22 protein-coding genes are annotated in these 20950 nt (G+C 68.9%); 13 read left to right on the top strand and 9 right to left on the bottom strand.

The window, feature by feature from the left end; genetic code table 11:
- Positions 1 to 8: 8 nt before the first annotated feature.
- Positions 9 to 2339 carry a GH92 family glycosyl hydrolase gene (locus tag FBX97_RS08405; RefSeq protein WP_141830263.1) on the bottom strand — a complete coding sequence of 777 codons (2331 nt, stop codon included), beginning with the start codon at positions 2337 to 2339 and terminating at the stop codon, positions 9 to 11.
- A gap of 180 nt (positions 2340 to 2519) precedes the next feature.
- Between FBX97_RS08405 and FBX97_RS08400 the strand changes: the two genes are divergently transcribed.
- From FBX97_RS08400 to FBX97_RS08370, 7 genes are all read left to right on the top strand, one after another.
- Positions 2520 to 3041, top strand: a complete 522-nt coding sequence (locus FBX97_RS08400) for an N-acetyltransferase (RefSeq protein WP_185748510.1) — start codon at positions 2520 to 2522, stop codon at positions 3039 to 3041.
- Between the two features lie 188 nt (positions 3042 to 3229).
- On the top strand, positions 3230 to 3658 hold the full coding sequence (locus tag FBX97_RS08395) for a type IV pilin protein (protein WP_141830259.1): 429 nt from the start codon (positions 3230 to 3232) through the stop codon (positions 3656 to 3658).
- On the top strand, positions 3646 to 4278 hold the full coding sequence (locus tag FBX97_RS08390) for a Tfp pilus assembly protein FimT/FimU (RefSeq protein ID WP_185748509.1): 633 nt from the start codon (positions 3646 to 3648) through the stop codon (positions 4276 to 4278). The genes FBX97_RS08395 and FBX97_RS08390 overlap by 13 nt, the downstream gene beginning before the upstream one ends.
- Positions 4275 to 4715, top strand: coding sequence for a prepilin-type N-terminal cleavage/methylation domain-containing protein (locus tag FBX97_RS08385; protein WP_255517355.1), 441 nt, complete (start codon positions 4275 to 4277; stop codon positions 4713 to 4715). The genes FBX97_RS08390 and FBX97_RS08385 overlap by 4 nt, the downstream gene beginning before the upstream one ends.
- Positions 4712 to 5902, top strand: coding sequence for a PilW family protein (locus FBX97_RS08380; protein ID WP_141830253.1), 1191 nt, complete (start codon positions 4712 to 4714; stop codon positions 5900 to 5902). Before FBX97_RS08385 ends, FBX97_RS08380 begins: the two co-directional genes overlap by 4 nt.
- On the top strand, positions 5890 to 6480 hold the full coding sequence (locus FBX97_RS08375) for a hypothetical protein (protein WP_141830251.1): 591 nt from the start codon (positions 5890 to 5892) through the stop codon (positions 6478 to 6480). Before FBX97_RS08380 ends, FBX97_RS08375 begins: the two co-directional genes overlap by 13 nt.
- Positions 6481 to 6540: 60 nt before the next feature.
- Positions 6541 to 11184, top strand: a complete 4644-nt coding sequence (locus FBX97_RS08370) for a pilus assembly protein (protein WP_141830248.1) — start codon at positions 6541 to 6543, stop codon at positions 11182 to 11184.
- 27 nt (positions 11185 to 11211) lie between these two features.
- On the opposite strand, the gene FBX97_RS08365 is transcribed toward FBX97_RS08370, so the two are convergent.
- Together FBX97_RS08365 and FBX97_RS29540 are read right to left on the bottom strand one after the other, a co-directional pair.
- The gene (locus FBX97_RS08365; protein ID WP_141830246.1) at positions 11212 to 12117 is read right to left on the bottom strand and encodes a DUF3108 domain-containing protein; all 906 of its coding nucleotides are present in this window, start codon (positions 12115 to 12117) and stop codon (positions 11212 to 11214) included.
- A 158-nt stretch (positions 12118 to 12275) separates the two neighbouring features.
- The gene (locus FBX97_RS29540; RefSeq protein ID WP_185748508.1) at positions 12276 to 12422 is read right to left on the bottom strand and encodes a hypothetical protein; all 147 of its coding nucleotides are present in this window, start codon (positions 12420 to 12422) and stop codon (positions 12276 to 12278) included.
- 127 nt (positions 12423 to 12549) lie between these two features.
- Between FBX97_RS29540 and FBX97_RS08360 the strand changes: the two genes are divergently transcribed.
- Positions 12550 to 13113, top strand: a complete 564-nt coding sequence (locus FBX97_RS08360) for a flavin reductase family protein (RefSeq protein WP_141830244.1) — start codon at positions 12550 to 12552, stop codon at positions 13111 to 13113.
- 15 nt (positions 13114 to 13128) lie between these two features.
- Here the strand turns inward: FBX97_RS08360 and FBX97_RS08355 are convergent, their stop codons facing one another.
- Positions 13129 to 13584 carry a hypothetical protein gene (locus tag FBX97_RS08355; RefSeq protein ID WP_141830242.1) on the bottom strand — a complete coding sequence of 152 codons (456 nt, stop codon included), beginning with the start codon at positions 13582 to 13584 and terminating at the stop codon, positions 13129 to 13131.
- A gap of 196 nt (positions 13585 to 13780) precedes the next feature.
- On the opposite strand from FBX97_RS08355, the gene FBX97_RS08350 reads away from it, so the two are divergent.
- The 3 genes from FBX97_RS08350 to FBX97_RS08340 are packed head-to-tail and all read left to right on the top strand — an operon-like array spanning position 13781 to position 15353.
- A complete protein-coding gene (locus FBX97_RS08350; RefSeq protein WP_185748507.1) occupies positions 13781 to 14407 on the top strand; it encodes a GNAT family N-acetyltransferase in 627 nt (208 codons plus the stop codon).
- Positions 14407 to 14994, top strand: coding sequence for an NAD(P)H-dependent oxidoreductase (locus FBX97_RS08345; RefSeq protein ID WP_141830238.1), 588 nt, complete (start codon positions 14407 to 14409; stop codon positions 14992 to 14994). The genes FBX97_RS08350 and FBX97_RS08345 overlap by 1 nt, the downstream gene beginning before the upstream one ends.
- A gap of 53 nt (positions 14995 to 15047) precedes the next feature.
- Positions 15048 to 15353: a putative quinol monooxygenase gene (locus tag FBX97_RS08340; RefSeq protein ID WP_141830236.1), complete on the top strand. Its 306-nt coding sequence runs from the start codon at positions 15048 to 15050 to the stop codon at positions 15351 to 15353.
- Positions 15354 to 15368: 15 nt separating this feature from the next.
- Here the strand turns inward: FBX97_RS08340 and FBX97_RS08335 are convergent, their stop codons facing one another.
- The 4 genes from FBX97_RS08335 to FBX97_RS08320 form a co-directional block, all read right to left on the bottom strand.
- Positions 15369 to 15806, bottom strand: coding sequence for a universal stress protein (locus tag FBX97_RS08335; RefSeq protein ID WP_141830234.1), 438 nt, complete (start codon positions 15804 to 15806; stop codon positions 15369 to 15371).
- An 18-nt stretch (positions 15807 to 15824) separates the two neighbouring features.
- On the bottom strand, positions 15825 to 16316 hold the full coding sequence (locus FBX97_RS08330) for a universal stress protein (RefSeq protein WP_141830233.1): 492 nt from the start codon (positions 16314 to 16316) through the stop codon (positions 15825 to 15827).
- A gap of 9 nt (positions 16317 to 16325) precedes the next feature.
- A complete protein-coding gene (locus FBX97_RS08325; RefSeq protein ID WP_255517354.1) occupies positions 16326 to 16787 on the bottom strand; it encodes a universal stress protein in 462 nt (153 codons plus the stop codon).
- Positions 16788 to 16898: 111 nt separating this feature from the next.
- Positions 16899 to 17768, bottom strand: a complete 870-nt coding sequence (locus FBX97_RS08320) for a MaoC/PaaZ C-terminal domain-containing protein (protein ID WP_141830231.1) — start codon at positions 17766 to 17768, stop codon at positions 16899 to 16901.
- A 132-nt stretch (positions 17769 to 17900) separates the two neighbouring features.
- Between FBX97_RS08320 and FBX97_RS08315 the strand changes: the two genes are divergently transcribed.
- Entirely contained in the window at positions 17901 to 19028 is a 1128-nt protein-coding gene (locus FBX97_RS08315) for a branched-chain amino acid ABC transporter substrate-binding protein (protein WP_141830230.1), read from the top strand.
- Positions 19029 to 19100: 72 nt separating this feature from the next.
- Here the strand turns inward: FBX97_RS08315 and FBX97_RS08310 are convergent, their stop codons facing one another.
- The gene (locus FBX97_RS08310) at positions 19101 to 19658 is read right to left on the bottom strand and encodes a TetR/AcrR family transcriptional regulator (protein ID WP_255517353.1); all 558 of its coding nucleotides are present in this window, start codon (positions 19656 to 19658) and stop codon (positions 19101 to 19103) included.
- A 292-nt stretch (positions 19659 to 19950) separates the two neighbouring features.
- On the opposite strand from FBX97_RS08310, the gene FBX97_RS08305 reads away from it, so the two are divergent.
- Positions 19951 to 20946 (top strand): diacylglycerol kinase family protein, encoded by a 996-nt coding sequence (locus FBX97_RS08305; protein ID WP_141830227.1) that lies wholly within the window; start codon positions 19951 to 19953, stop codon positions 20944 to 20946.
- Positions 20947 to 20950: the final 4 nt, after the last annotated feature.

Genomic DNA, 20950 nt, shown 5'->3' with positions numbered 1-20950 from the left:
ACGCCGGCTCAATAAGCGGTCTGCGTATAAGGACGTGCACGCTTGTCCTTGCCCCAGGCCGTGTTCGGCTGCGCCTGCATCGTGAACACCAGTTCGCCCCCGGCCATGATGTCTTCGTGGCGCAGGAAGGTACGCGCCAGCGGCTGGCCGTTCAGCGTGACGCTGCCGACATACGGGTTGGCATCGGACAAATTGACGGCGCGCACCGTGAAGCGCTTGCCGTTCGGCAGGTTCAGCGTCGCGCGCTCGACGAAGGGCCGGCCGATCGCGTACTCGTTGGTCCCCGGCGCCACCGGGTAGAACCCCATCGAGGTAAAGGCAAGCCAGGCCGAGGTCTGGCCCAGGTCGTCGTTGCCGGCCAGGCCGTTGGGTGCGTCGGTGTACTGGCTGGTGACGATCTGCTGCAGGCGCGCCTGGGTCTTGTAGGGTGCGCCGGCGTAGTTGTACAGGTAGGCGACGTGGTGCGAGGGTTCGTTGCCGTGGGCGTAGTGGCCGATCAGGCCGGAGATGTCTTCCATGTGCGCGTATACGGTCGGATCGACTTTGGCATCGAACACCTGGTCGATCTTCGCCACCAGACCGGCGTCGCCGCCCAGCATTTTCACCAGGCCGGCGTTATCGTGCGGCATGTACCAGGAATACTGCCAGGCGCTGCCCTCGGTATAGTCGCTGCCGAAATTCGACTGTACCGGGTTGAACGGGGTGCGGAAGTCGCCGTTCGACTTCTTGGCGCGCACGAAGCCGGTCTTCGGGTCGAACACGTTGCGCCAGTTCTGGGCGCGCTTGAAGTAGCGTGCCGCCACGTCCTTGTTGCCCATCTTTTCCGCCATGCGCGCGATGCTCCAGTCGTCGAACGCGTATTCGACGGTCTTCGATGCCGCTTCCGGTTCGAGGTCGATCGGCACGTAGCCGAGCTTCATGTAGTGCTGCAGGCCGCCGTAGGGGCCGTATTCGGCGCTGGCGGTCATGGCCTGCAGCGCCTGGTTCGGATCGAAGCCCTTGATGCCCTTCATGTAGGCGTCGGCGATCACCGGCACCGCGTGGTAGCCGATCATGCACCAGGTTTCCAGGCCCGCGAACTGCCACACCGGCAGGATGCCGTAGGGGCTGGCCTGTTGCGAGGCGATCAGCGAACGCACGAAGTCGGCATTGCGCTGCTCGGGCTGGATGATGGTCAGCAGCGGATGCAGGGCGCGGTAGGTGTCCCACAGCGAGAAGGTCGAGTGGAAACGGAAGCCGTCGGCCTGGTGCACGGCGTTGTCCGGGCCGCGGTACTTGCCGTCGCGGTCCATGAACAGGGTCGGCGCCAGCAGGCTGTGATACAGGCTGGTGTACACCATGCGCTTCATCGGCTGCGGCGCCTCGATGTCGACCGCGCCCAGCGCCTGTTCCCAGGCCTGGCTGGCGCGCTGGCGCTCGGCGTCGAAGTCCCAGCCCGGCATCTCGTCGAGGTTGGCCAGCGCGCCGTCTTCGCTGACGCCGGACACCGCCACCTTCACCAGCAGCGGCGCATCTTTCAACTGGCCGAAATCGAAGGTCGCTTCCAGCGCCTTGCCTTCGACCAGCACTTTCTCGGCCGGGGTCTTGCCGGGTGCCGCGAAGCCGCGGTATTCGACGCCTTCCTCGCGGTTCAGCAGCTGGTGTGCCTGCAGGGGACGCGAGAACTTGATGGCGAAGTAGAGCTGGCGTCCCGGTGCCCAGCCGCGCGTCTCGCGCATGCCGGTGATGGTATCGGTGCCGCGCAGGCGCAGGCGCGACCACAGGTTCTTGCCGGCGTAGTCATAGATCGAGGAGCGCAGGTCGAGGATTACCTTGGCCGTGCTGCCCGGCTTGAAGCGGTAGCGGTGCAGGCCGACGCGCTCGCTGGCGGTCAGCTCGACGTCGACGTCGTTGTCGAGCAGCTTGACGCTGTAGTAGCCCGGCTCGGCATGCTCGTCCTTGTGCGAGAAGCGCGAACGGTAGCCGCTGAACGGGCGTTCCGGATAGCCCGGATCGAGTTTCAGCTCGTCGCCGGTCGGCATCAGGAGCACGTCGCCGAGGTCCGAATGGCCGGCGCCCGAGAAGTGGGTATGCGAAAAGCCGAGGATGGAATCGTCTTCGTAGCGGTAGCCGGCGGCCCAGGGATAGCTCTGCTTGAAGTGGCGCACCTGGGTGTCCGGGCTCAGCTGGATCATGCCGAAGGGGCGGGTGGCGCCGGGGAAGGTATGGCCGTCGCCACCGGTGCCGATGAAGACGTTGACTTCGGCGGCTTTGCTGCCGGCGGGGGCGGCGTGGGCGGCGCCGGCGCACAGGGTTGCGGCAGCCAGCGCGATGGCACCGAGGGTGGGACGAGAAATCATGCGGACTCCAGGCATCGAAATGTCAATGTAGAAACATAGCCTGAAAAGTTTGATGTAGGCAATAGAGAGACGATTTACGGGCTGTATTTAGCGGCGCTAGTAAACAAAGGGCGCCGCGCGGGCCCGCGGACCCTCATGCATAATGCCGGGTTGACCGAACGGCACAGAAGAGGAGAGGGAATGCCGGCGCAAGCGATGCAGATACGCCCGATGGGTGAAGACCAGCTGGCTGCCGTGCTGGCGGTGCAGGCGGCCTGCTATCCGCCGTCGATGCAGGAACCGGCGGCGGTGGTGCTGGCACGCCTGCGCGCGGCGGCGGCGACCACGCTGGTGGCCTGCGACGGCGATGCGGTGTGCGCCTACCTGTTCGCCTATCCCTCGCTGCTGGGCCGGGTCACGCCGCTGGATGCGCCGTTCGCGCCGGCGGCCAGGCCCGACACGCTCTACCTGCACGACCTGGCGGTGGCGCCGCAGGCGCTCGGCCGCGGGCTGGCGCGGCGGCTGGTGCGCCAGTTGCTGGACGCGGCGGCCGGGCAGGGCTTGCGGCACGCGGCGCTGGTGTCGGTGCAGGACACCCGGCGCTTCTGGGAAGGCCTGGGTTTCGAGCCCGATGCCGGGCGTCCGCCGTGCGCCGGGTTGGCGACTTATCCGGGCAGCGCTCTTTACATGACGAAGCGCCTGACCGGCGCCACGCCGGACTGAACCGGGCGCCGGCGCCGCGAACCGTTGACGCCTTGTCAAAACCCATTAATCGGATGCTAAAAGCTTGCAGTTTTTGCGCCGACTTTCCGCAACAAAACAATGTGTTGCCGCATTCCGACGGTCCACTGTCGAACATTTTGCGCTAATATTGACTTACGGAAATAATTTATGGTGAAAGACTGGCCGTCATGAAACGAAACACTACGGGGTTCACGCTGATCGAATTGATGATCGTGGTTGCGATCATCGGCATCCTCGGTGCCATCGCCATCCCGGCCTACAGCAATTACGTGATGCGTGCGCGCCTGACCGAAGCCTTCACCGGCCTGGCGTCGGTGCAGACCAGCGCCGAGGAATACTGGTCGAACAAGCACACCTACGTCGGCTTCGACCAGGACACGCCCTCGCGCATGCCGCCGGCGGGCGAGAATTTCACCTTCAGTTTCAGCGGCGCCAGCGATTCGGCCTACACCGTGACCGCCACCGGACGCGCCAAGGCCACCGGCTTTACCTATACCATCGACCAGGGCGGCAAGCGCGGCACGGTTGCGCCGGCCGCATGGGGCAGCAGCACCAGCTGCTGGATCGACCGCAAGGGTGGGCAGTGCGTCCAGTAAGGCCAGCCGGCAGCGCCGGCTTCACCTTCATCGAGATGGCCCTGGTGCTGGTCATCTCCGGCATCGTGCTGGCCGTCGGCGTGCCGAGCATGTCGAACTGGATCCTGGCGCGCAAGGCGGTCGACGCCGCCGGCTTCTACAAGGACGGCCTGGCGATGGCGCGCAGCCAGGCGCTGTCGCACAACAGCGCCAGCCGCCTGGTCCTGATCGACAACGCCAACGGCCAGATGGACTGGCGCGTCGACATCTGCTTCCCGAACGATTCGGTGCCGTGCACCGACAGCACCGGTTCGTGGTCGAGCACGACCGCACCGAGCGCCGACGATCCCGACGGGACCGGCGGCTTCCGTTCGCTGCTGCGCAGCGCATCGAACCTGCCGCCGTCGGACGCCATGGTCGGCAGCGTGCTGTCTGCAGGGGCGGACGAGGTGTATTTCACGCCGCTGGGCTGGGTCGACGGCCGCATGTCGCCGCGTATCAGCCGCATCCAGCTGGCGCCCTCGGCCCGCCGCAGCGGCGCCTTTGCCCCGATCGCGGTGGCGCTGACGCTGGGCGGCATCGCCACCGTCTGCAATCCCGATCCTGCCGACCGCTCGCCCAAGAAATGTCCACCGCAATGATCGTTCGCCCATTCCGCATTCCACGCCGGCGCCAGGCCGGCATCGCCCTGCTGGAGGCGCTGGTGGCCGTGGTGCTGCTCGGCGTCGGCCTGCTCGGCATCGTCGGCCTGCAGGCGCGCTCGTACTCGGCGCTGGCCGACACCAGCATGCGCGCCGAAGCGACGATGGCCGCCGACAAGCTGCTCGGCGTGATGGCGGCCGACCAGGCCAACGCAGGCGCCTATGCGATGGCGATGGGCGGCCAGCCGGGCAGCCGCCTGCAGCCCTGGTACGACGAGACGCGGCGCCAGATCCCGGGCGCCGGCATCAAGGTCGAGGTGGCGCAGGTCGCGAACACCACCCGCACCCGGGTCACGATCACGATCGCCTGGATGCGCAAGGCGAATACCGCCGCCAACCAGCACGTCATCACTTCCTATCTGGCGGCCGCCACATGACGCCCGGCTTCCTGCGCCGCAGCAGCGGCTTCTCCATTGTCGAGCTGATGGTCAGCGTGGCCATCGGCATGCTGGCGCTCGCATTCGCGGTGCGCATGGTGGCCGGTTCGGAAAAGACCCGCGAGACCGAACTGGGCGGCTCCGATTCGATGCAGAACGGGATGGTGGCGCTGTTTTCGATCAGCGGCGACGCCAACCAGGCCGGCTTCGGCCTGAACGATTCGATCCTGGCCGGCTGCGACACCAGGCTCACGGACACCGGCGGCTACGCACTGGCGCCCGGCGCGCTGGCCGGGACCACGCCGCTGGCGCCGGTGGTGATCGAAGCGAACGGCAGTGCGCCCGACCGCATCAGTTTCTATGCCGGCAGCTCGCTGACCGGCACCGCGACCCTGCGCCTGACGGCCAGCTACGCCAGCGGCACCCGCGTCACCGTCGACCGCGTGCCCTACGGTTTCTCGCAGGGCGACGTGGTCGTGGTGGCGCCGGAACTGGTGGGCGGCGGGCGCTGCGCGCTGGCGCAGCTGTCGAGCAATCCGCGCGACCTGCTGCCGCCGCCGGGGCCGCAGTACGTCGACGTCGCGCTCGGCACCGGCTACCGCTTCAACAGCGGCAACCTGGGCGTGGGCTTCACCGGCGGCCAGGCGCGCATGTTCAACCTCGGCAAGCCGGACGACCTGTCCTTCCATAGCTGGTCGGTATCGAACGGCTTCCTGCAGCTGCGCTCGACCGACCTGAGCGGCTCGTCGGCGGGCGCCGCGGCGGTCACCGACAACATCGTGTCGATCAAGGCGCAGTACGGTTTCGATACCCGTACCGGAACCGCCTTCCAGCCGCAGAACGGCATGCAGGTGATGCGCTGGTCGTCGACCATGATCGACGCCGACGCCAACGGCACGATCGGCAACGCCATCGATTACCAGCACGTTGCCGCGGTGCGCCTGGCCGTGGTCGCGCGCAGCAAGGCGGTGGAGCGCGCCGCTGCCGGCAGCGCCTGCACCTCGACCGCGGAAAAACCGCAGGTATTCAAGACCGCCATCCCGCAGAGCGTGACCGCGGTCCCGGTCACCGTCGACGTCGCCGTGGCCGGCGATCCCAACGACTGGCGCTGCTACCGCTACCGCGTGTTCGAGACCGTGGTCAACCTGCGCAACGCCGGCTGGAGGCCCGAAGCATGGAACAAGTGATGCGCGCCCGCCAGCGCGGCGTGGCACTGCCGGTGGTACTGATCATCCTGGCGGTGATGCTGGTGTCCTCGATCTACCTGATGAAGTCGATCCATTCGACCTCGCTCGCCACCGGCAACCTGGCCTATGACGCCACCCTGAGCCAGTCGGTCGACCTCGGCCTGCACAGCGGCTTCGACTGGCTGCAGACCACGGCCCGCACGGGCAAGGCGCTGCTCAACGCCGACAGCCCGGCCAACGGCTACGTGGCGCTGACCGACACCAGCAAGTCGCCGCGCGACGACGCCTTCTGGGACGGCAGCAAGTCGATCGCCGCACCGGACGGCAGCGCGATCGAGTACGTGATCCACCGCCTGTGCCTGGCGCGCCTGCCGTACGACGACGCCAAGAACCAGTGCGTGCAGACGGCAGCCAATCCGATGGCGCTGGGCAGCACCGTGGCCGTCGGCAGCAGCCTGGCGGGCGATACCGCCGACTATGCCGGCACGCCGCAGGTGCACTACGTGATCACCGCGCGCCTGCGCGGCGCCAAGGGTGCCAGCGTCACCAACCAGATGATCGTGCTGATCGGGGCCTGAGCCCCGGCCCGGAGAACCGCCCGGCGCGCCTGCGCCGAGCCCATTTACGACTGACCGCTTATGAAGAAGATCCTCGGCCTCCTCGGCTTCCTCTGCCTGCAATTGTGCGGTGCCGGCGCTTCGGCCGGCATCACCAGCATCGCCCAGCTGCCGCTGCTGAACATCAACGGCACCGGCAACGTCAAGCCGAACCTGATGCTGCTGTACGATAACTCGGGCTCAATGGCCTCTCACTTCACGCCCGACTACGTGGACGACAGTTCCACCTGCCGCGCGGGCGCCACCATGGCCAGCAACGTCACCAATGGCGGCACGCGCGGCTGCACGATCGGCCAGCCGCCGTTCAACAGCGCCGATTTCAACCGCCAGTACTACGATCCGAAGGTGCGCTACCTGCCGCCGGTCGACGCCAGCGGCGCCAGCTACCAGTCGATGACGCGCAGCTATACCAGCGGCTGGACCTCGGTGACCACCGACGGGTTCGGCATCAACACCAGGAACCTGCTGGGCGCCAGCGCCTCGAGCAGCAACCTGGCCACCGGCTTCCCCGACCTGAAGTGGTGCGACACCAACAACGCCAACTGCGGCTACAACACCGCCACCTACACCTATCCGACCGATTCGCGCTACACGGCGGTGGCCTATAACACCAACCCGTACTACTACACGATCAACGTGGCCGAATGGTGCAGCGACACCAACATGAAGACCTGCACCTCGACCGCGGTCGGCGCCGACGCGCCGTCGGGCTTCCCGGTGCCGGCCAAGGTCCGCTGGTGCAAGGACCGCGCGCTGAGCGATTGCCAGGCCAAGTACGTGGGCGACTATAAATACCCGCGTTACGGCAATCCGAACGCGGTGCCGGTGGCCGCCTACGGCACCATCACCATCGGCGCCTCGCGCGACAACACCTCGCTGAAGATCAACGCGGTAAGCGTCGCCGAGCCGGGCGGCTCGGTCACGATCACCAACGGCGCCGTCACCGCCAGCGGCGGCACCAATACCTCGGGCGAACAGGCGACCATGGCGACCGCGCTGGCGGCATCGATCATCGCCAAGACCGGCCTGACCAACCAGTACGTGGCCTGCGTCAAGACGCCGACCAGCGGCTACGGTGTGCCGGCCTGTTCGGGCTACAACATCAACCTGGCCGCCAACAACATCGTGGCGGTGGTGCCGATCGACTGCGTCTCGGGCGTGACCGGCAAGACGGTGGGGCAGTGCTCGCTGGTGTCCGACGACAGCCGCAGCGGCTGGGCCATCAGCGTCGAATCCGACTCGGTCGTGATCACCGATACCCAGCGTCCGACCGCGCTCATCACCGTGGCCGGCAGCACCCCGAACAATGCGGTGCTGAAACCCACCACCAGCCTCGGCAGCACCGCGCTGCTGAGCGGCAACCTCGCGCTCAAGAGCATGGATTCGCAGACGGTCGCCACGACGATCGTCAACGCCATCGGTACCGGCGGCAGCATCAAGGCCTACGTCGGCGGCAACCGGGTCACCGACGTGTGCGCCGGGTACGGCAAGAGCGTGGTCTGCCTGGTGGACACCGTGTCCGCCAACGGCGGCCAGGCGGTGACCATGGGCAGCGTCGACAACAATACCAAGGGCCTGACCTTCACCGTGCAGCCGGCCAGCACCCCGCAGGCGAGTGCGGTCGACACCATTCCCACCTCGACCACCCCGTTCGGCGCCGGCGCCGCGATCTTCGTGCGCACCGACATCGTCCCGGCCGTGAACAGCTACCCGCGGGCGGTCACGCGCACCGATTGCGCCGGCGCGACCTGCACCTACGACGAAGAAATGACCAACTTCGCCAACTGGTATGCCTATTACAAGTCGCGCAACCAGATGATGAAGACCGCGGTCGGCCAGGCCTTCCAGGCGCTCTCGTCGAACTACAACGTCGGCATCGTCTCGCTGTCGGTGGCCGCGGCCGAGGGCACGATGACCCCGCCGCGCGTCTTCTCCGGCAACAACCGCAGCGACTGGTATGCGCGCCTGTATGCGATGAACGGCAGCCAGTCGACCCCGATCCGCCAGGCACTGCACGCGATCGGCAAGATGTACGCCAACAAGGACCCCTACGTGTTCGACCGCGATGCGGCGGCGGTGCAGTACCCGTGCCAGCAGAACTTCACCTTCATCACCACCGACGGCTACTGGAACGGCGGCGCCGCCACCGGCGTGGTCAACAACGACAACGTCGAGAGCACGGCGCGCTTCTGCACCCGCGAAGCGGGCTGCGTCGATCCCGCCACCCAGACCTACAACTCGCTGGCCGACGTCGCCCTGTACTGGTACAACGGCGGCGCCAACTCGGGCGTGGCCTCGCTGCGCACCGACCTCGAGGACTGGAGCAAGCGCGGCCTGGTGCCCGCCGCCAACGGCGACAACCAGCGCCTGCACATGAATACCTACGCGCTCGGCCTGGGCGTGGACGGCGTCATGAACTACGAAGCCAACTACGACACGCTGCCAACCCCGGGCGGCGACTTCTTCAACCTGAAGAACGGCGTGACGCGCGGCTGCCCGTGGAACAACGGCGGCGCCTACAACTGGCCCGATCCCAAGACCGGCGACAACAGCGGCTCGGCCGCCTACCAGTCGCGCGTGGACGACCTGTGGCACGCCGCCATCAACGGCCACGGCAAGTACTTCAGCGCGTCCGACCCGACCCAGGTGGTGCAGGGCCTGAGCACGGCGCTGTCGAACATCCAGGTGCGCGTCGGCGCGGCCGCGGCAGCCGCCACTTCGACCCCCAACATCTCGCAGGAAGACAACGACATCTTCTCGTCGACGTTCACCACCGTGAAGTGGTTCGGCGAACTGTCGGACCGCAAGATCGATCCGGCCACCGGCATCGTCGGCACCACCGTGGCCTGGACCTCGTCCGACACGGTCGGCCTGAAGGTCGGCAACACCAGCGACACCCGCGTGATCAAGATGCTGGACACCAGCACGGTGCCGATGGGCCTGAAGGACTTCAGCTACGCCGCCATGAGCGCGACCGAGCGCGCCTGGTTCGACAACAAGTGCGGCATGCTGTCCCAGTGCGCCGCCCTGACCGCCGACAACCAGGTGATCGTCAACAGCGGCGCCAACATCGTCAACTGGCTGCGCGGCCGCCAGGCGTATGCCGACGATAGCGTGCTGCGTGCCTACACCCGCACCGACAAGACCCCGGCCGGCGCCAGCGGACCGCTGCCGATCGTCATGGGCGACATCGCGTCGTCCAAGCCGGCCTACCTGCGCGAACCGAGGAAGGGCTACAGCAGCAGCGCCTACAACACCTTCAAGACGACCTGGAAGGACCGTACCCCGACCGTGTTCGTGGCCGCCAACGACGGCATGCTGCACGCGTTCAACGCCAAGACCGGCGAGGAAACCTGGGCCTACGTGCCACGCATCACGATGAAGAAGCTGCCGGCCCAGGCCAGCCTGACCTATGGCCTGAACCACCAGTTCACCACGGACGGCGCGCCCGAGATCGGCGACGTCATGATCGGCGGCGAGTTCAAGAGCCTGCTGGTGGCCGGCCTGAACGCCGGCGGCCGCGGCTTCTACGCCCTCGACGTCACCGACCCGGCGGCGCCCAAGGCGCGCTGGGAACTGTGCGCCGATGCCGCCCTGTGCGCGAATGCGGACCCCGACCTCGGCCTGTCGTTCGGCAACCCGCAGTTCGGCACCTGGAAGGACGCGAGCGGCACCGAGCGCTGGGTGGTGTTCCTGACCTCGGGCTACAACAACGTGCCCGGCACCGACGGCGTCGCCGGCGGCGACGGCAAGGGCTACCTGTACGTGGTCGATGCCGGCACCGGCCAGATCCTGAAGAAGACCTCGACCGGCGCCGGCGACACCACGACCCCGTCCGGCTTCGCGCGCATCACCGCGATCACCTCGAACCCGCAGACCGACCCGCTGGTGACCTACGTCTACGGCGGCGACAACCTGGGCAAGATGTGGCGCTTCGACTTCAGCGCCGGCGGCACCCCGGCCGTGCTGCAGATGGGCGACGCCGACGCCACCCATCCGATCACGACCCGGCCGGAAGTCACCCTGTGCGCGGTGAGCAGCCGCGACACCGCCGGCACGGTCACGGCCGGCACCACCCGTGCCGTGGTGTTCGGCACCGGGCGCCTGCTCGACCTGGGCGACATCGGCGACGTGAGCAGGCAGAGCGTGTACGTGCTGAAGGACCGCGGCACCGGCATCTCGTCGGCCGACTGGCGCAACGCGGCAGCGATGGCGCAGCAGAGCCTGAGCACCACCGACGCCGGCAACTACAAGATCAGCGGTCCGGCGGTCGACCTGGGCACCCAGGCCGGCTGGTACTTCGACCTGGACCAGAACCGCGGCGAGCGCGTCAACCTCGACCCGAAGGTGGTCTCGGGCACGCTCAACGTGGTCAGCAACATCCCGACCAACTCGAGCGCCTGCTCGGTCGGCGGCACCAGCAACCTGTACCAGCTCGACGTCTGCACCGGCAAGCCGCTGCTGAACGACCAGACCGACGGCATGATCGGTGGCCGTTCGCTGTCGAACACCGCGGCCGCGGTCGGCTTCATCATCGTACGCCTGCCGAGCGGCGCGCTGAAGCTGGTGGCGACCACGGCCGATGGCGGCAACACCACCAAGGAACTGCCGTCGGCGAAAGACCAGGATGCGCGCAAGACCGGCTGGCGCCGGGTGCGCGACTGAGGGGGGACTGAGCGCGGCCAGGCGCTTCTACTGCGCCGCTGCGGCGGGTGCCGCCGGCGGTGCCGCGATGGCGCTGACGGTCTGGGTCGACACGACGCCATCGGCGCCGGTCAGGCGCAGCTGCACCGGCAGCCAGCCGCGCGCCGGCGCCAGCCAGACTTCGAGGCGCGGCCGGCCCGGCAGCGCCGGCTGCGCCAGGTGCCAGGCCTCGATCGGACCGAGCGCCGTGGCCAGCGTCTCCACGCCGGCCGCCTGGAAACGTTCGATGGTCGCCTCGAGCGGCCCCGCAACCACCACCTCGACCGTCCCGCGCAGCTGCTCCGGCTCGGCCAGGCCGATGCCGGCCAGCTGCATCAGCAGCGAGGCGCGGTCCTGGATGCCGACGCTGTCCGGCACGCTGCGGCCGCTGGCGCGGAAGCGCACTTCGCCGTTGCCGAACTCGGTGACGCTCGGACTTCCTCCATTCTCCTCGGACGCGCTGCGTGGCATGACACCGGCATCGCCGCTGCCGCCCTGGCTGGACAGCCGGCCCAGTACCCCATCCACCTGCAATTGATAGCGTTCGCCGTCGCTGCGCCAGTCGATATGCGCCGCGGCCAGCGTCTCCGGCCTGGCGCCCGGTGCCTGGCGCGTCTGCGTGTAGGTCAGCAGCACGGGCTCGGGCATGCGCACGCGGTAGCGGCTGGGCATCTGCACCAGCGGTGCAGCGTCGGCGGGGGTGTCCGGCGCGGTCTGGCCGGCCGGTGCTGCCGCGGCGGCAGGCAGGGATGGCACCGTGGGCGCCGCCGGCGTATCGGCAGCGACTGCAGGCGCGGCTACGGGAACCGGCGCCGGATGCGGCACCGGGGCAGGGGCCGGCGCCGGCGCGGCGTCACGGGCCGGCTGGCGCCCGTCCTCGCGCCGCGCGGTGTCGGCCGGCATCAGGCGCAGCACCAGGTCGTCGGCTGCCGTTTTCCCCTGCGGCCCGGCCGGCGGCGCGCCATCGGTGCCGGCAAACCATGCCAGCAGCGCCAGGTGCGCCAGCGCCGACAGCCCGCACAGGGCCAGCAGGCGCCGGTGCCGGCGCAGCCGGCCGGTCAGGGCGGTCCGGATCAGGGCGTCCCCGCAAATAGCACGATGTTGACGGCTGCGCGGCCGCTGCCGCGCGGCGCGTGCGCCCCGGCGATGCGGCGTACGGGCACCTGGTCGGGCGACGGCGCGTCGCGGTTGCCGTGCTGGTGGAGCCGCACTGCGGGCATGGCCTTGCCTCCTTCAAGATGACGAGCGGCGATTTTACGCCATCGGCACCGGCGCCGCGCCCAGGCGTACGCCGCCGCGCGGGCCCGGCATCGATAATGGCCGTCAGCCATCGACACGGGAGCCAGGATGCCAGCCAGCCAGCGCAGTACCGCAAGAAAAAGCGAGGTGCCGCTCGACCAGGTGCGGCGCTACCTCGAGCCCGGCCCGGTGCTGCTGGTCAGCTCGGCGCACGAAGGCGAGTCCGATGTGATGGTGATGGGCTGGCATACGGTGATGGAATTCTCGCCCTCGCTGGTCGGCTGCGTGATCTCGCGCGCCAACCATAGCTACGGGCTGATCCGCGCCAGCGGCGAGTGCGTGCTGAACCTGCCGACCCGCGCCCAGCTCGAGCAGGTTCTGGGCGTCGGTTCGACCAGCGGGGCCGATATCGACAAGTTCGCCGCCTTCGGCCTGACGCCCGAGCCGGCCGAGCGGGTCGGCGCGCCCGCGATCCGGGAATGCCACGCCCAGTTCGAGTGCCGGCTGCATGACGACAGCCTGGTGGAGCGCTACGATTTCTTCGTCTGGGAAGTGGTGGCGGCGCGGGCGCTGGCCACGCCGCGCCATCCGGAAACCCTGCACTACCAGGGCGACGGCATGTTCATGGTGGCCGGGCCGACGATCCGGCGCCGGCGCCGTGGCCTCAAATAAGCGCCGCACCGGGCGCTAGCGCGGGTGGCGCGCCCGCATCCCGACCCGCTGCGTGATGCGCGCCGCGCTGCCGCGTACCCGCAGCGGTGGCGGCTGCACGGCAACGGCCAGCGCTACCCCGGTGCTCAGCCGGTGTAGGTCGAGCACATCGAGCAGGGCGTCCAGCACGGTGCGCCCGAGCACGGCGTCGCCAGCCTCGACCTGCGGCATTACCCGGTGCAGGGCGCTCAGCACCACCGCGTTTTCCGCACGCTGCTCGCGCAGGCGTTCATAACCGAGTGTGCCCCTGATCAGTTCCTCGTGCCGGAAGCCGGCCTCGACCTCTGCCACCAGCGGCGCGAAGGCATGCACCAGTTCGGCGTCCGGGGCGGCCATCAATGCGCGCACACGGCAGCACAAGGCCTTGCGCGCATGCCGCAGCGCGGCGACCAGGGTGCGCGGACGAGTGGGCTTGGCGGCGTGGGCTTTCATGCGGCTTTCCTCCGTCACGGGCCGGCGCTTGCAGTGTCGGCGCCGGCCGGAGTCTCAGTTTGATACATCTCAAGGTGTTCCGCAAAGTGGCGTAGCGTGCGCACCGCCCGCATGGATGGGGCCGATTCCAACGGAGTTACCGTCGGCTTTGATGTTCCTCAAAGTAACGCTTACCCCTACGGCTAGGCTTGGTTCCATGTCAAACCTGCTCAATGACCCGATGCCGGTCCTGCTGACGGACCGCCTCTCGGCCCCCGCCGGCGGTGGCGTGCTGCGCGCGGTCGGCAAGGGGAGCGGTGATGCGCCCGTCGCGACCTCCGCGGACCCGGCGCCGCTGACGGACCGCCGCCTCGACAGCGTGTTCGGGCCGTTGCGGCTGCGTCCGCTGGCGCCCGGCGATACGGCGACGCACGCGGCCTTCGTGCAGGCACTGGGCGAGCGCGGGCGGCGCATGCGCGCATTCTCCCAGCCGGCAACCGACGGCGGGGTGCAGCTGCGCCTGGTGCTGGCGCAGGCATCGGCCGCCGGTGGCAGGGACTGGCTGCTCGGCGAACTGTGCATCAGCATCGATCGCGGCAAGGTTGCCGCCGAATTCGCCCTGGCGGTGCGGCCGGCGCTGCAAGGCCGCGGGCTCGGCCGGCTGCTGCTGCACAGCGTGCTCGACCTGTGCCTGCAGCGCCGGGTCACGCTGGCCTGCGGATCGGTGCCGGCGGGCTGCCCGGCAATGCTGGCACTGGCGCACCGCTGCGGATTCCAGATCCTGCGTGCGGCCGACGGCTCGGCGCAGCTGGCGCTGATGCTGCGGCCGCGCGAGGTGCGCTGATGGGCCTGCGCATCGTGATCGTGCAGGGCCACCCCGATTGCCGCCGTCCGCACCTGTGCCACACGCTGGCCGAAGCCTATGCCGAAGGCGCCGGCGAAGCCGGCCACAGCGTCGAGCTGGTGGAGCCGGCCCGCCTGGCCTTTCCCTTGCTGAGCAGTCCGGCCGAGTGGCGCCATGGCACCCTGCCGCCACAGCTGGAAGCCGTGCAGGAATCGATCCGCCAGGCCGACCACCTGGTGCTGATGTACCCGCTGTGGCTGGGGGACATGCCTGCCATGCTGAAGGGTTTCCTGGAACACGTATTGCGCCCGGGCTTTGCGGCCAACCCGTCGGCCGTGCGGTTGTCGGGCGACGGCTCGCTTCGCGGCCGTACCGCGCGGGTCGTGGTCAGCACGCCGGTAGCGGCGCCGGTCTACCGCTGGCTGCACGGTGCCCCCAGCCTCAAGCTGGTGCGGCGCAGCATCTTCGTACCGGCCGGGATCGGTCCGGTCCGGGCCACCGTGGTCGGCAGCACCGACGACTTGAGCGAGGAAGAAGTCGAGCGCTGGCGCGTGCGCCTGCGCCGCCTCGGCCGGCGCGCGCGCTGAAGCGAATGGCGGGGGCGGCTATACTGCCAACTTTCGATCCAAGAAAGGAAGCCATGTCCCAGCTCACCGTCATCGCCACCATGCGCGCCAAACCCGGCAAGGAAGCCGATTTGCAGGAACATCTGCTGCGCCTGGTGCCGCAGACACGCACCGAAGCCGGCTGCATCGACTACGACCTGCACCGCCTGCAGGAAGACCCATCGGTTTTCGTGATGTACGAGAACTGGGTCGACCGCGGCGAGCTCGACAAACACCTGCAGATGCCCTACATGCGCGCCTTCGGCGCCGCCTTGCCGGACCTGCTGCGCAGCCCGCTCGAGCTGCAGATGCTGGACACGCTCAGCACCCCGCGCGCATAGATACACGCATCAGCCCTAGCGCAGCACCAGTACCGGTATCGCGCTATGGCTGAGCACCTTCCAGGTCTCGCTGCCGATCAGGCGCCCGGCCAGCCCGCCGCGGCCGCGCGAAGCCATCACGATCAGGTCGCACAGCTGCTCGCGCGCGCTGCGGATGATCGCCTCGCTCGGCGGCAGGCCGGTCACCAGCAGGGTTTCGCAGGGCACGCCCGCCTCGCCGGCGCGGCGCCGGATATAGGCGACCGCATCCTGCCCCAGCTGTTCGCGCTCCTGGCGCCAGGCGTCGTGGATCGGCGCGGCCAGGCCGAGCTCGGGCGCCATCACGTAGGGCGGCGGGCTGGCGTGGACGCCGATCAGGGTGCCCCCGCCGAGCGCGGCCAGGCGCAGCGCCGCTTCGAGCGCAACGGTCGAGCGTTCGGTGCCGTCGGTGGGAACCAGGATGCGGTGGAACACGGCAGCCTCCGGCGAGGTTCAGGCGCTGCCCGGCCTGGGCCGCAGCACCATCACCGGGACCTCGGCGCCGGCCAGCACTTTTTGCGTCTCGCTGCCGGCGAGCAGGCGCGACAGCCCGCGGCGGCCGTGCGAACCCATGAAGATCAGGTCGCAGTCGTGGTCGCGCGCGCTGTCGAGGATGGCGTCGCTGGCCGAGTGCGAGAACACGGTCAGCGGCGTGCACGCGACCCCGGCGCCGGCCGCGGCCGCACTGACGCGGCGCACGTTGCGTTCGGCCCAGGCGCGCAGCGCTTCGCTGTCGAGGTTCGGATCGACCGCCATCGCGGCTTCGGCCGCGGCATAGGTAGGGTAGGTCTGCGCCACCGACAGCGCCACGATCTCGCTGCCGTGCGCCCGTGCGAACTCGACGGCGGCATGCTCGGCCGCGGCCGACACGTCGGAGCCGTCGGTCGGCACCAGGATCCGCTTGTATCGCGGCGCGCCAGCCGGATGTGCGATCGGATTAACCATGGCAAGTCCTCAGCGGTGCACCAGCACCGGGATGGCGCTGTGCACCAGCACTTTCTGGGTTTCGCTGCCCAGCAGCAGGCCACCGAGTCCGCGCCGGCCGTGCGAAGCCATGACGATCAGGTCGCAGCCCAGGTGGCGCGCGGTGCCGATGATGGCTTGCCACGGCTCGTCCGACACCGCCTGTTCCAGCGTGCAGGGAACGCCGGCCTCGCGCGCGGCGCTGTCGACGTCGGCCAGCAGGCGCCGTCCGCGCTCGCGGCTGGCGTCGGCGTACTGTTCGGCGGTGTCGCCGATCATGTCGGGGTCGGTGCTCAGGACGTGGAATGCGGGCATGGCAGTGAAGCCCACCACGTCGGCGCCGACTTCGCGGGCGAAAGCGACGCCGGCCAGGATCGCGCGCTGCGATGCCTCGCTGCCATCGGTCGGTAGCAGGATGCGGCGATACAGTGGATTGTCGAGCGGCTGGCTCATGTGCAGGCTCCGATGCGGGACCGCGTGGCCCCGATGTAATCAGCATGACAAATATGCCGAGTGCATCGGTTGACCTGCATCAAACCCGGGACCGTCCGCCCGCGGCGCCGTTCAGGCGTCCGGGGCACCGAGGCTGAAGCGTCCTTCGGCCACGGTGCGTTCCCCGCAGCGCACCGCGAAGGTGCCGCCGGCCAGGTCGGCGCCGAGCGCCAGTTCGCTGCCGAGGGCGGCCGGGGCCTTGAAGCGGGCGTCCAGCGCGGCCAGCGGGCGGCCGCCGGCGCGCTCCAGTTCGGCGCAGGCACGCCCCAGCGTGTGCATGCCGTGGATGATCGGGCGCTTCATGCCCATCAGGTTGGCCGACCAGCGCCACAGGTGGATCGGGTTCCAGTCGCCGGACAGGCGGGCGTAGGCGCGTCCGCTGGCAGCCGCCAGGCGCCAGGCGGCGACGGGCGGCAGCGAGGTGTCGGGCGGGCGCGTCCGGCCATGGCCGCCGCGTCCGCCGCGCACCACCAGGTAGGTGCTGCGGCAGGTGAACACCGTGTGGCCGTCCTGCTCGCCGAGGGTCTCGAGGGTGGCGTAGACGGCGCCTTTCTCGTTGGGCGGGCGGATTGCCACCGTGGTGTTCAGCCCCAGCGGCAGCGCCGGCTGGTGGGGCGCGCCCAGATGCAGGGCGTTTTCGGCGTGGACGGTGCCGGCAAGGCGGAACGGAAAGGCCGGGTCGAGCATGGTCGCCACCTGGGCGCGCTGCGCCAGCAGGTAATAGAAGGTCAGCGGGATCGCGGCTGGTTCTGCCGAAGCAGGGAAGCCGAGCGCCTGGCGGTAGCGCTGCACCCGGGCCGGATCGATGGCGTCCAGTACGAAGGCGCTGCGCGGGGTGCGCGCCCCGGACGTGCGGCGGCGCCGGCGGAACAGGCCGCGCAGCAGGGTGAAGGCGTTCAGCGTGGGCAGCGCTCTGGGAGACGGCGGGTGGTCTGCGGACATCTGTGCGTAGCGAGAGGCAAAACCTGCATTGTGCCTGAAACCGGCAGTTGTCCCGGAATACTTGTGAGTTACGGCCAAGCACGGTACCCTATCGGTTTGGCATAAAGAATCACTTAATTAGATGAGGATGGAATGAAGAAGCAGGTGTTGTTGATGGCGGCGCTGTCCGCCGCAGGGTTGGCAAACGCCCAGGAAACGGTACGGATCGGCCACGTGGCCGCCATGACCGGCCCGGTGGCCCACTTCGGCAAGGACAGCGAGAACGGCGTGCGCATGGCGGTCGAAGCCCTGAACGCGCGCGGCGCCACCATCGGCGGGAAGAAAGTGAAATGGGTGCTGGTCGGCGAGGATGACGGCGGCGATCCGAAACAGGCGACGGCCGCGGCGCAGAAGCTGGCCGATGCGAAGGTGAATGCGGTGATCGGCCACGAAACCTCGGGCACCACGATTCCCGCCTCCAAGATCTACCACGATGCCGGCATCCCGCAGATCTCGGCCTCGACCACGTCGCCGAAATATACGCAGCAGGGCTTCAACACCGCCTTCCGCGTAGTCGCCAACGACATCCAGCTCGGCCATGTGCTGGGCCGCTATGCCGCCAAGACCATGGGCGTCAAGCGCGTCGCCGTGATCGACGACCGCACCGCCTACGGCCAGGGCCTGGCCAACGAGTTCAGCAACGGCCTGCGCCAGCAGGGCGTGAATGTGGTTGCCAAGGAATTCACCAACGACAAGGCAACCGATTTCGCGGCGATCCTGACCCGCGTGCGCGCCGCCAAGCCGGACCTGGTGTTCTTCGGCGGCATGAACGCGGTGGCCGGTCCGATGCTGCGCCAGATGAAGCAGCTGGGCCTGAACGCGCGCATGATGGGCGGCGACGGCATCTGCTCGGACGAGATGCACAAGCTGTCCGGCGGCACCATGGCCGACGGCCAGGTGGTGTGCGCCGAAGCCGGCGGCGTCGAAGCGGCGGGCAAGGCCGCGATCGACAAGTTCCGCGCCGACTACCGCAAGCGCTACGGCATCGACGTCCAGATCATCGCGCCGTACTCCTACGACGCCACCCTGCTGCTGGCGGCGGCGATGGACAAGGCCGGCTCGGCCGAGCCGGCCAAGTACCTGCCGCTGCTGGCGAAAACCCAATACAAGGGAGTCACCGGCAACATCGCCTTCGACAACCGCGGCGACATCCGCGACGGCGCGATCACGCTGTACACCTTCAAGGGCGGTCACCGCACCGAGATCGCGGTCACCAAGTAAGCCATACGGCAGGCATGGATGAAGCGGCGGCCGCCCTGCGAGGCGGCCGCCTCCCTTTGGAAGGACGTGTTCTTATTTGGGCGCTGCCAGCATCAGCTCGTCGAGCATCTGCCGCGTCGCCTTCAGGAGCTGCTCCGACATGGCCGGATTGCCCTTGGCGGCACCGCGCGCCACGGCCAGGCCGCCGACCATTGCCGCCACCGCCACCATGCCGCGCGCCAGCGCGTCGCTGCCGGGCTGGTTGGCCGCGATCTGGCGCTCGAAGGCGCGGGCCAGCACCATGTAGCCTTCGGCGAAACGGGCGCTGATGGCCTTGTCCTGGCGTCCGATCTCGCTCGCCGAGGCCGCGATCGGGCAGCGGGTTCCATAGTCGTCGCGGCCGTCCACGGCCAGGAAATGGTCGAGATAGGCGCCCAGGTCAGGCATGCCATCCCGGGTGGAGGCGTACATGCGGGCGTTGGCCTGTTCCAGGCCGTAGGCCAGCGCTTCGAGCGCCAGCTCTTCCTTCGATTTGAAGTGGGCGTACAGCGCGCCGTGCGTCAGGCCGGCTTCCTTGCTGATTTCGGCGACGCCGACGCCGTCGATGCCGCGTTCGCGGAAAAGCTTGCTGGCAGCTTTGATCAATGCCATCCGGTTTTCGGCGGCCTTTTCCTTGCTGATTCTCATTGTGATGACTATGGATAGAGGGCGGCGAATGCGCCGTGGCGTAGCCTCTCCGGGCGCTTGCTCGGTCCGACCGTAGGGTATGTCTCGTTTGTGTAATGATTACGAGGGCGAGTATAACCCCGCTGCCGCCCTTGGCGCGTCGACAAATATACGACACGCGCGGCGATCCGCCCCGCGGCCGCCAAGCGGACCGCGGGGTGGCCGTAAACACTGCTATGCTGGCGTCGACCAATTCAACCATGGAGGCAGACCCAGCATGCAGATGACCGAACCGCGCCCGGACGCGCCTTTCCTGGTGGTACTGAACGCCGGGTCGGGACACGCCGAGACCGATCTGCGCTGCTCGACCATACGCGACGTGCTGGAGGGCGCCGGCCGGCGCTGCCACCTCGAGGTGGTGCACGATGCGTCCGAACTCGGCGCCACCGCCGAACGGATGGCGGCGCGCGCGCGCGCCGAGGGCGGCATCCTGGTCGCGGCCGGCGGCGACGGCACCCTCAACACGGTAGCCCACGAGGCGGTGCGCGCCGGCTGTCCGTTCGGCGTACTGCCCCAGGGTACCTTCAATTATTTCGGCCGCACCCACAATATTCCCGAAGACCTGGCCGAGGCCGTGCATGCGCTGCTGCGTGCGCGCGTGCGCCCGGTACAGATCGGCCGGGTCAACGAGCGCATCTTCCTGGTCAACGCCAGCGTCGGCCTGTACCCGAAACTGCTCGAAGAGCGCGAGCACGACAAGCGCCAGTACGGCCGTTCGCGCGTGGTGGCGCTGCTGTCGGCGCTCAAGACCGCACTCGGGCGCCACCGCAACCTGCGCATCACGCTGGAACTCGACGGCCAGCCGCGCCACCTGCGCACGCCGACCCTGTTCGTCGGCAACAACCGGCTGCAGATGGAGCAGGTCGGCATGCCGCCGCTGCAGCATGCGCTCGACGAAGGACGGCTGGCCGCGATCGCGCCGCGCGCGGTGGGCAAGCTGCGCATGCTCGGCCTGCTGGTGCGCGGCGCCATGGGACGGCTCGGTGAAGCCGAGGACGTCGATGCCTTTGCCTTCCGCAGCATGACGGTGCGCGGGCCGCTGCTGTCCGGCCGGCGCCGCCTGAAGGTCGCCACCGACGGCGAAGTCTGCAGGATGGCGCTGCCGCTGCGCTTCGAGGTGCTCGACGACCAGCTGCACCTGCTGGTGCCCGAGCCAGAGGCCGAACCCGCGGCCGGCAGCGGCGCCGGCGGGCGCGCCATCGCCGCAGCCTGAAGCG

Source organism: Herbaspirillum sp. SJZ107 (assembly GCF_006715485.1).
Lineage (GTDB): Bacteria > Pseudomonadota > Gammaproteobacteria > Burkholderiales > Burkholderiaceae_D > Telluria.
Note: the sequence above shows the minus strand (reverse complement) of the source record. Positions and strands in the feature narration are given on the sequence as shown.

Excerpts from the sequence above, each read along its gene's own strand:
- FBX97_RS08405 (WP_141830263.1), bottom strand. The coding sequence starts at position 2,339 with ATGATTTCTCGTCCCACCCTCGGTGCCATCGCGCTGGCTGCCGCAACC.
- FBX97_RS08400 (WP_185748510.1), top strand. The coding sequence starts at position 2,520 with ATGCCGGCGCAAGCGATGCAGATACGCCCGATGGGTGAAGACCAGCTG.
- FBX97_RS08395 (WP_141830259.1), top strand. The coding sequence starts at position 3,230 with ATGAAACGAAACACTACGGGGTTCACGCTGATCGAATTGATGATCGTG.
- FBX97_RS08385 (WP_255517355.1), top strand. The coding sequence starts at position 4,275 with ATGATCGTTCGCCCATTCCGCATTCCACGCCGGCGCCAGGCCGGCATC.
- FBX97_RS08380 (WP_141830253.1), top strand. The coding sequence starts at position 4,712 with ATGACGCCCGGCTTCCTGCGCCGCAGCAGCGGCTTCTCCATTGTCGAG.
- FBX97_RS08375 (WP_141830251.1), top strand. The coding sequence starts at position 5,890 with ATGGAACAAGTGATGCGCGCCCGCCAGCGCGGCGTGGCACTGCCGGTG.
- FBX97_RS08370 (WP_141830248.1), top strand. The coding sequence starts at position 6,541 with ATGAAGAAGATCCTCGGCCTCCTCGGCTTCCTCTGCCTGCAATTGTGC.
- FBX97_RS29540 (WP_185748508.1), bottom strand. The coding sequence starts at position 12,422 with ATGCCCGCAGTGCGGCTCCACCAGCACGGCAACCGCGACGCGCCGTCG.
- FBX97_RS08360 (WP_141830244.1), top strand. The coding sequence starts at position 12,550 with ATGCCAGCCAGCCAGCGCAGTACCGCAAGAAAAAGCGAGGTGCCGCTC.
- FBX97_RS08355 (WP_141830242.1), bottom strand. The coding sequence starts at position 13,584 with ATGAAAGCCCACGCCGCCAAGCCCACTCGTCCGCGCACCCTGGTCGCC.
- FBX97_RS08350 (WP_185748507.1), top strand. The coding sequence starts at position 13,781 with ATGTCAAACCTGCTCAATGACCCGATGCCGGTCCTGCTGACGGACCGC.
- FBX97_RS08345 (WP_141830238.1), top strand. The coding sequence starts at position 14,407 with ATGGGCCTGCGCATCGTGATCGTGCAGGGCCACCCCGATTGCCGCCGT.
- FBX97_RS08340 (WP_141830236.1), top strand. The coding sequence starts at position 15,048 with ATGTCCCAGCTCACCGTCATCGCCACCATGCGCGCCAAACCCGGCAAG.
- FBX97_RS08330 (WP_141830233.1), bottom strand. The coding sequence starts at position 16,316 with ATGGTTAATCCGATCGCACATCCGGCTGGCGCGCCGCGATACAAGCGG.
- FBX97_RS08325 (WP_255517354.1), bottom strand. The coding sequence starts at position 16,787 with ATGAGCCAGCCGCTCGACAATCCACTGTATCGCCGCATCCTGCTACCG.
- FBX97_RS08320 (WP_141830231.1), bottom strand. The coding sequence starts at position 17,768 with ATGTCCGCAGACCACCCGCCGTCTCCCAGAGCGCTGCCCACGCTGAAC.
- FBX97_RS08315 (WP_141830230.1), top strand. The coding sequence starts at position 17,901 with ATGAAGAAGCAGGTGTTGTTGATGGCGGCGCTGTCCGCCGCAGGGTTG.
- FBX97_RS08310 (WP_255517353.1), bottom strand. The coding sequence starts at position 19,658 with ATGGCATTGATCAAAGCTGCCAGCAAGCTTTTCCGCGAACGCGGCATC.
- FBX97_RS08305 (WP_141830227.1), top strand. The coding sequence starts at position 19,951 with ATGCAGATGACCGAACCGCGCCCGGACGCGCCTTTCCTGGTGGTACTG.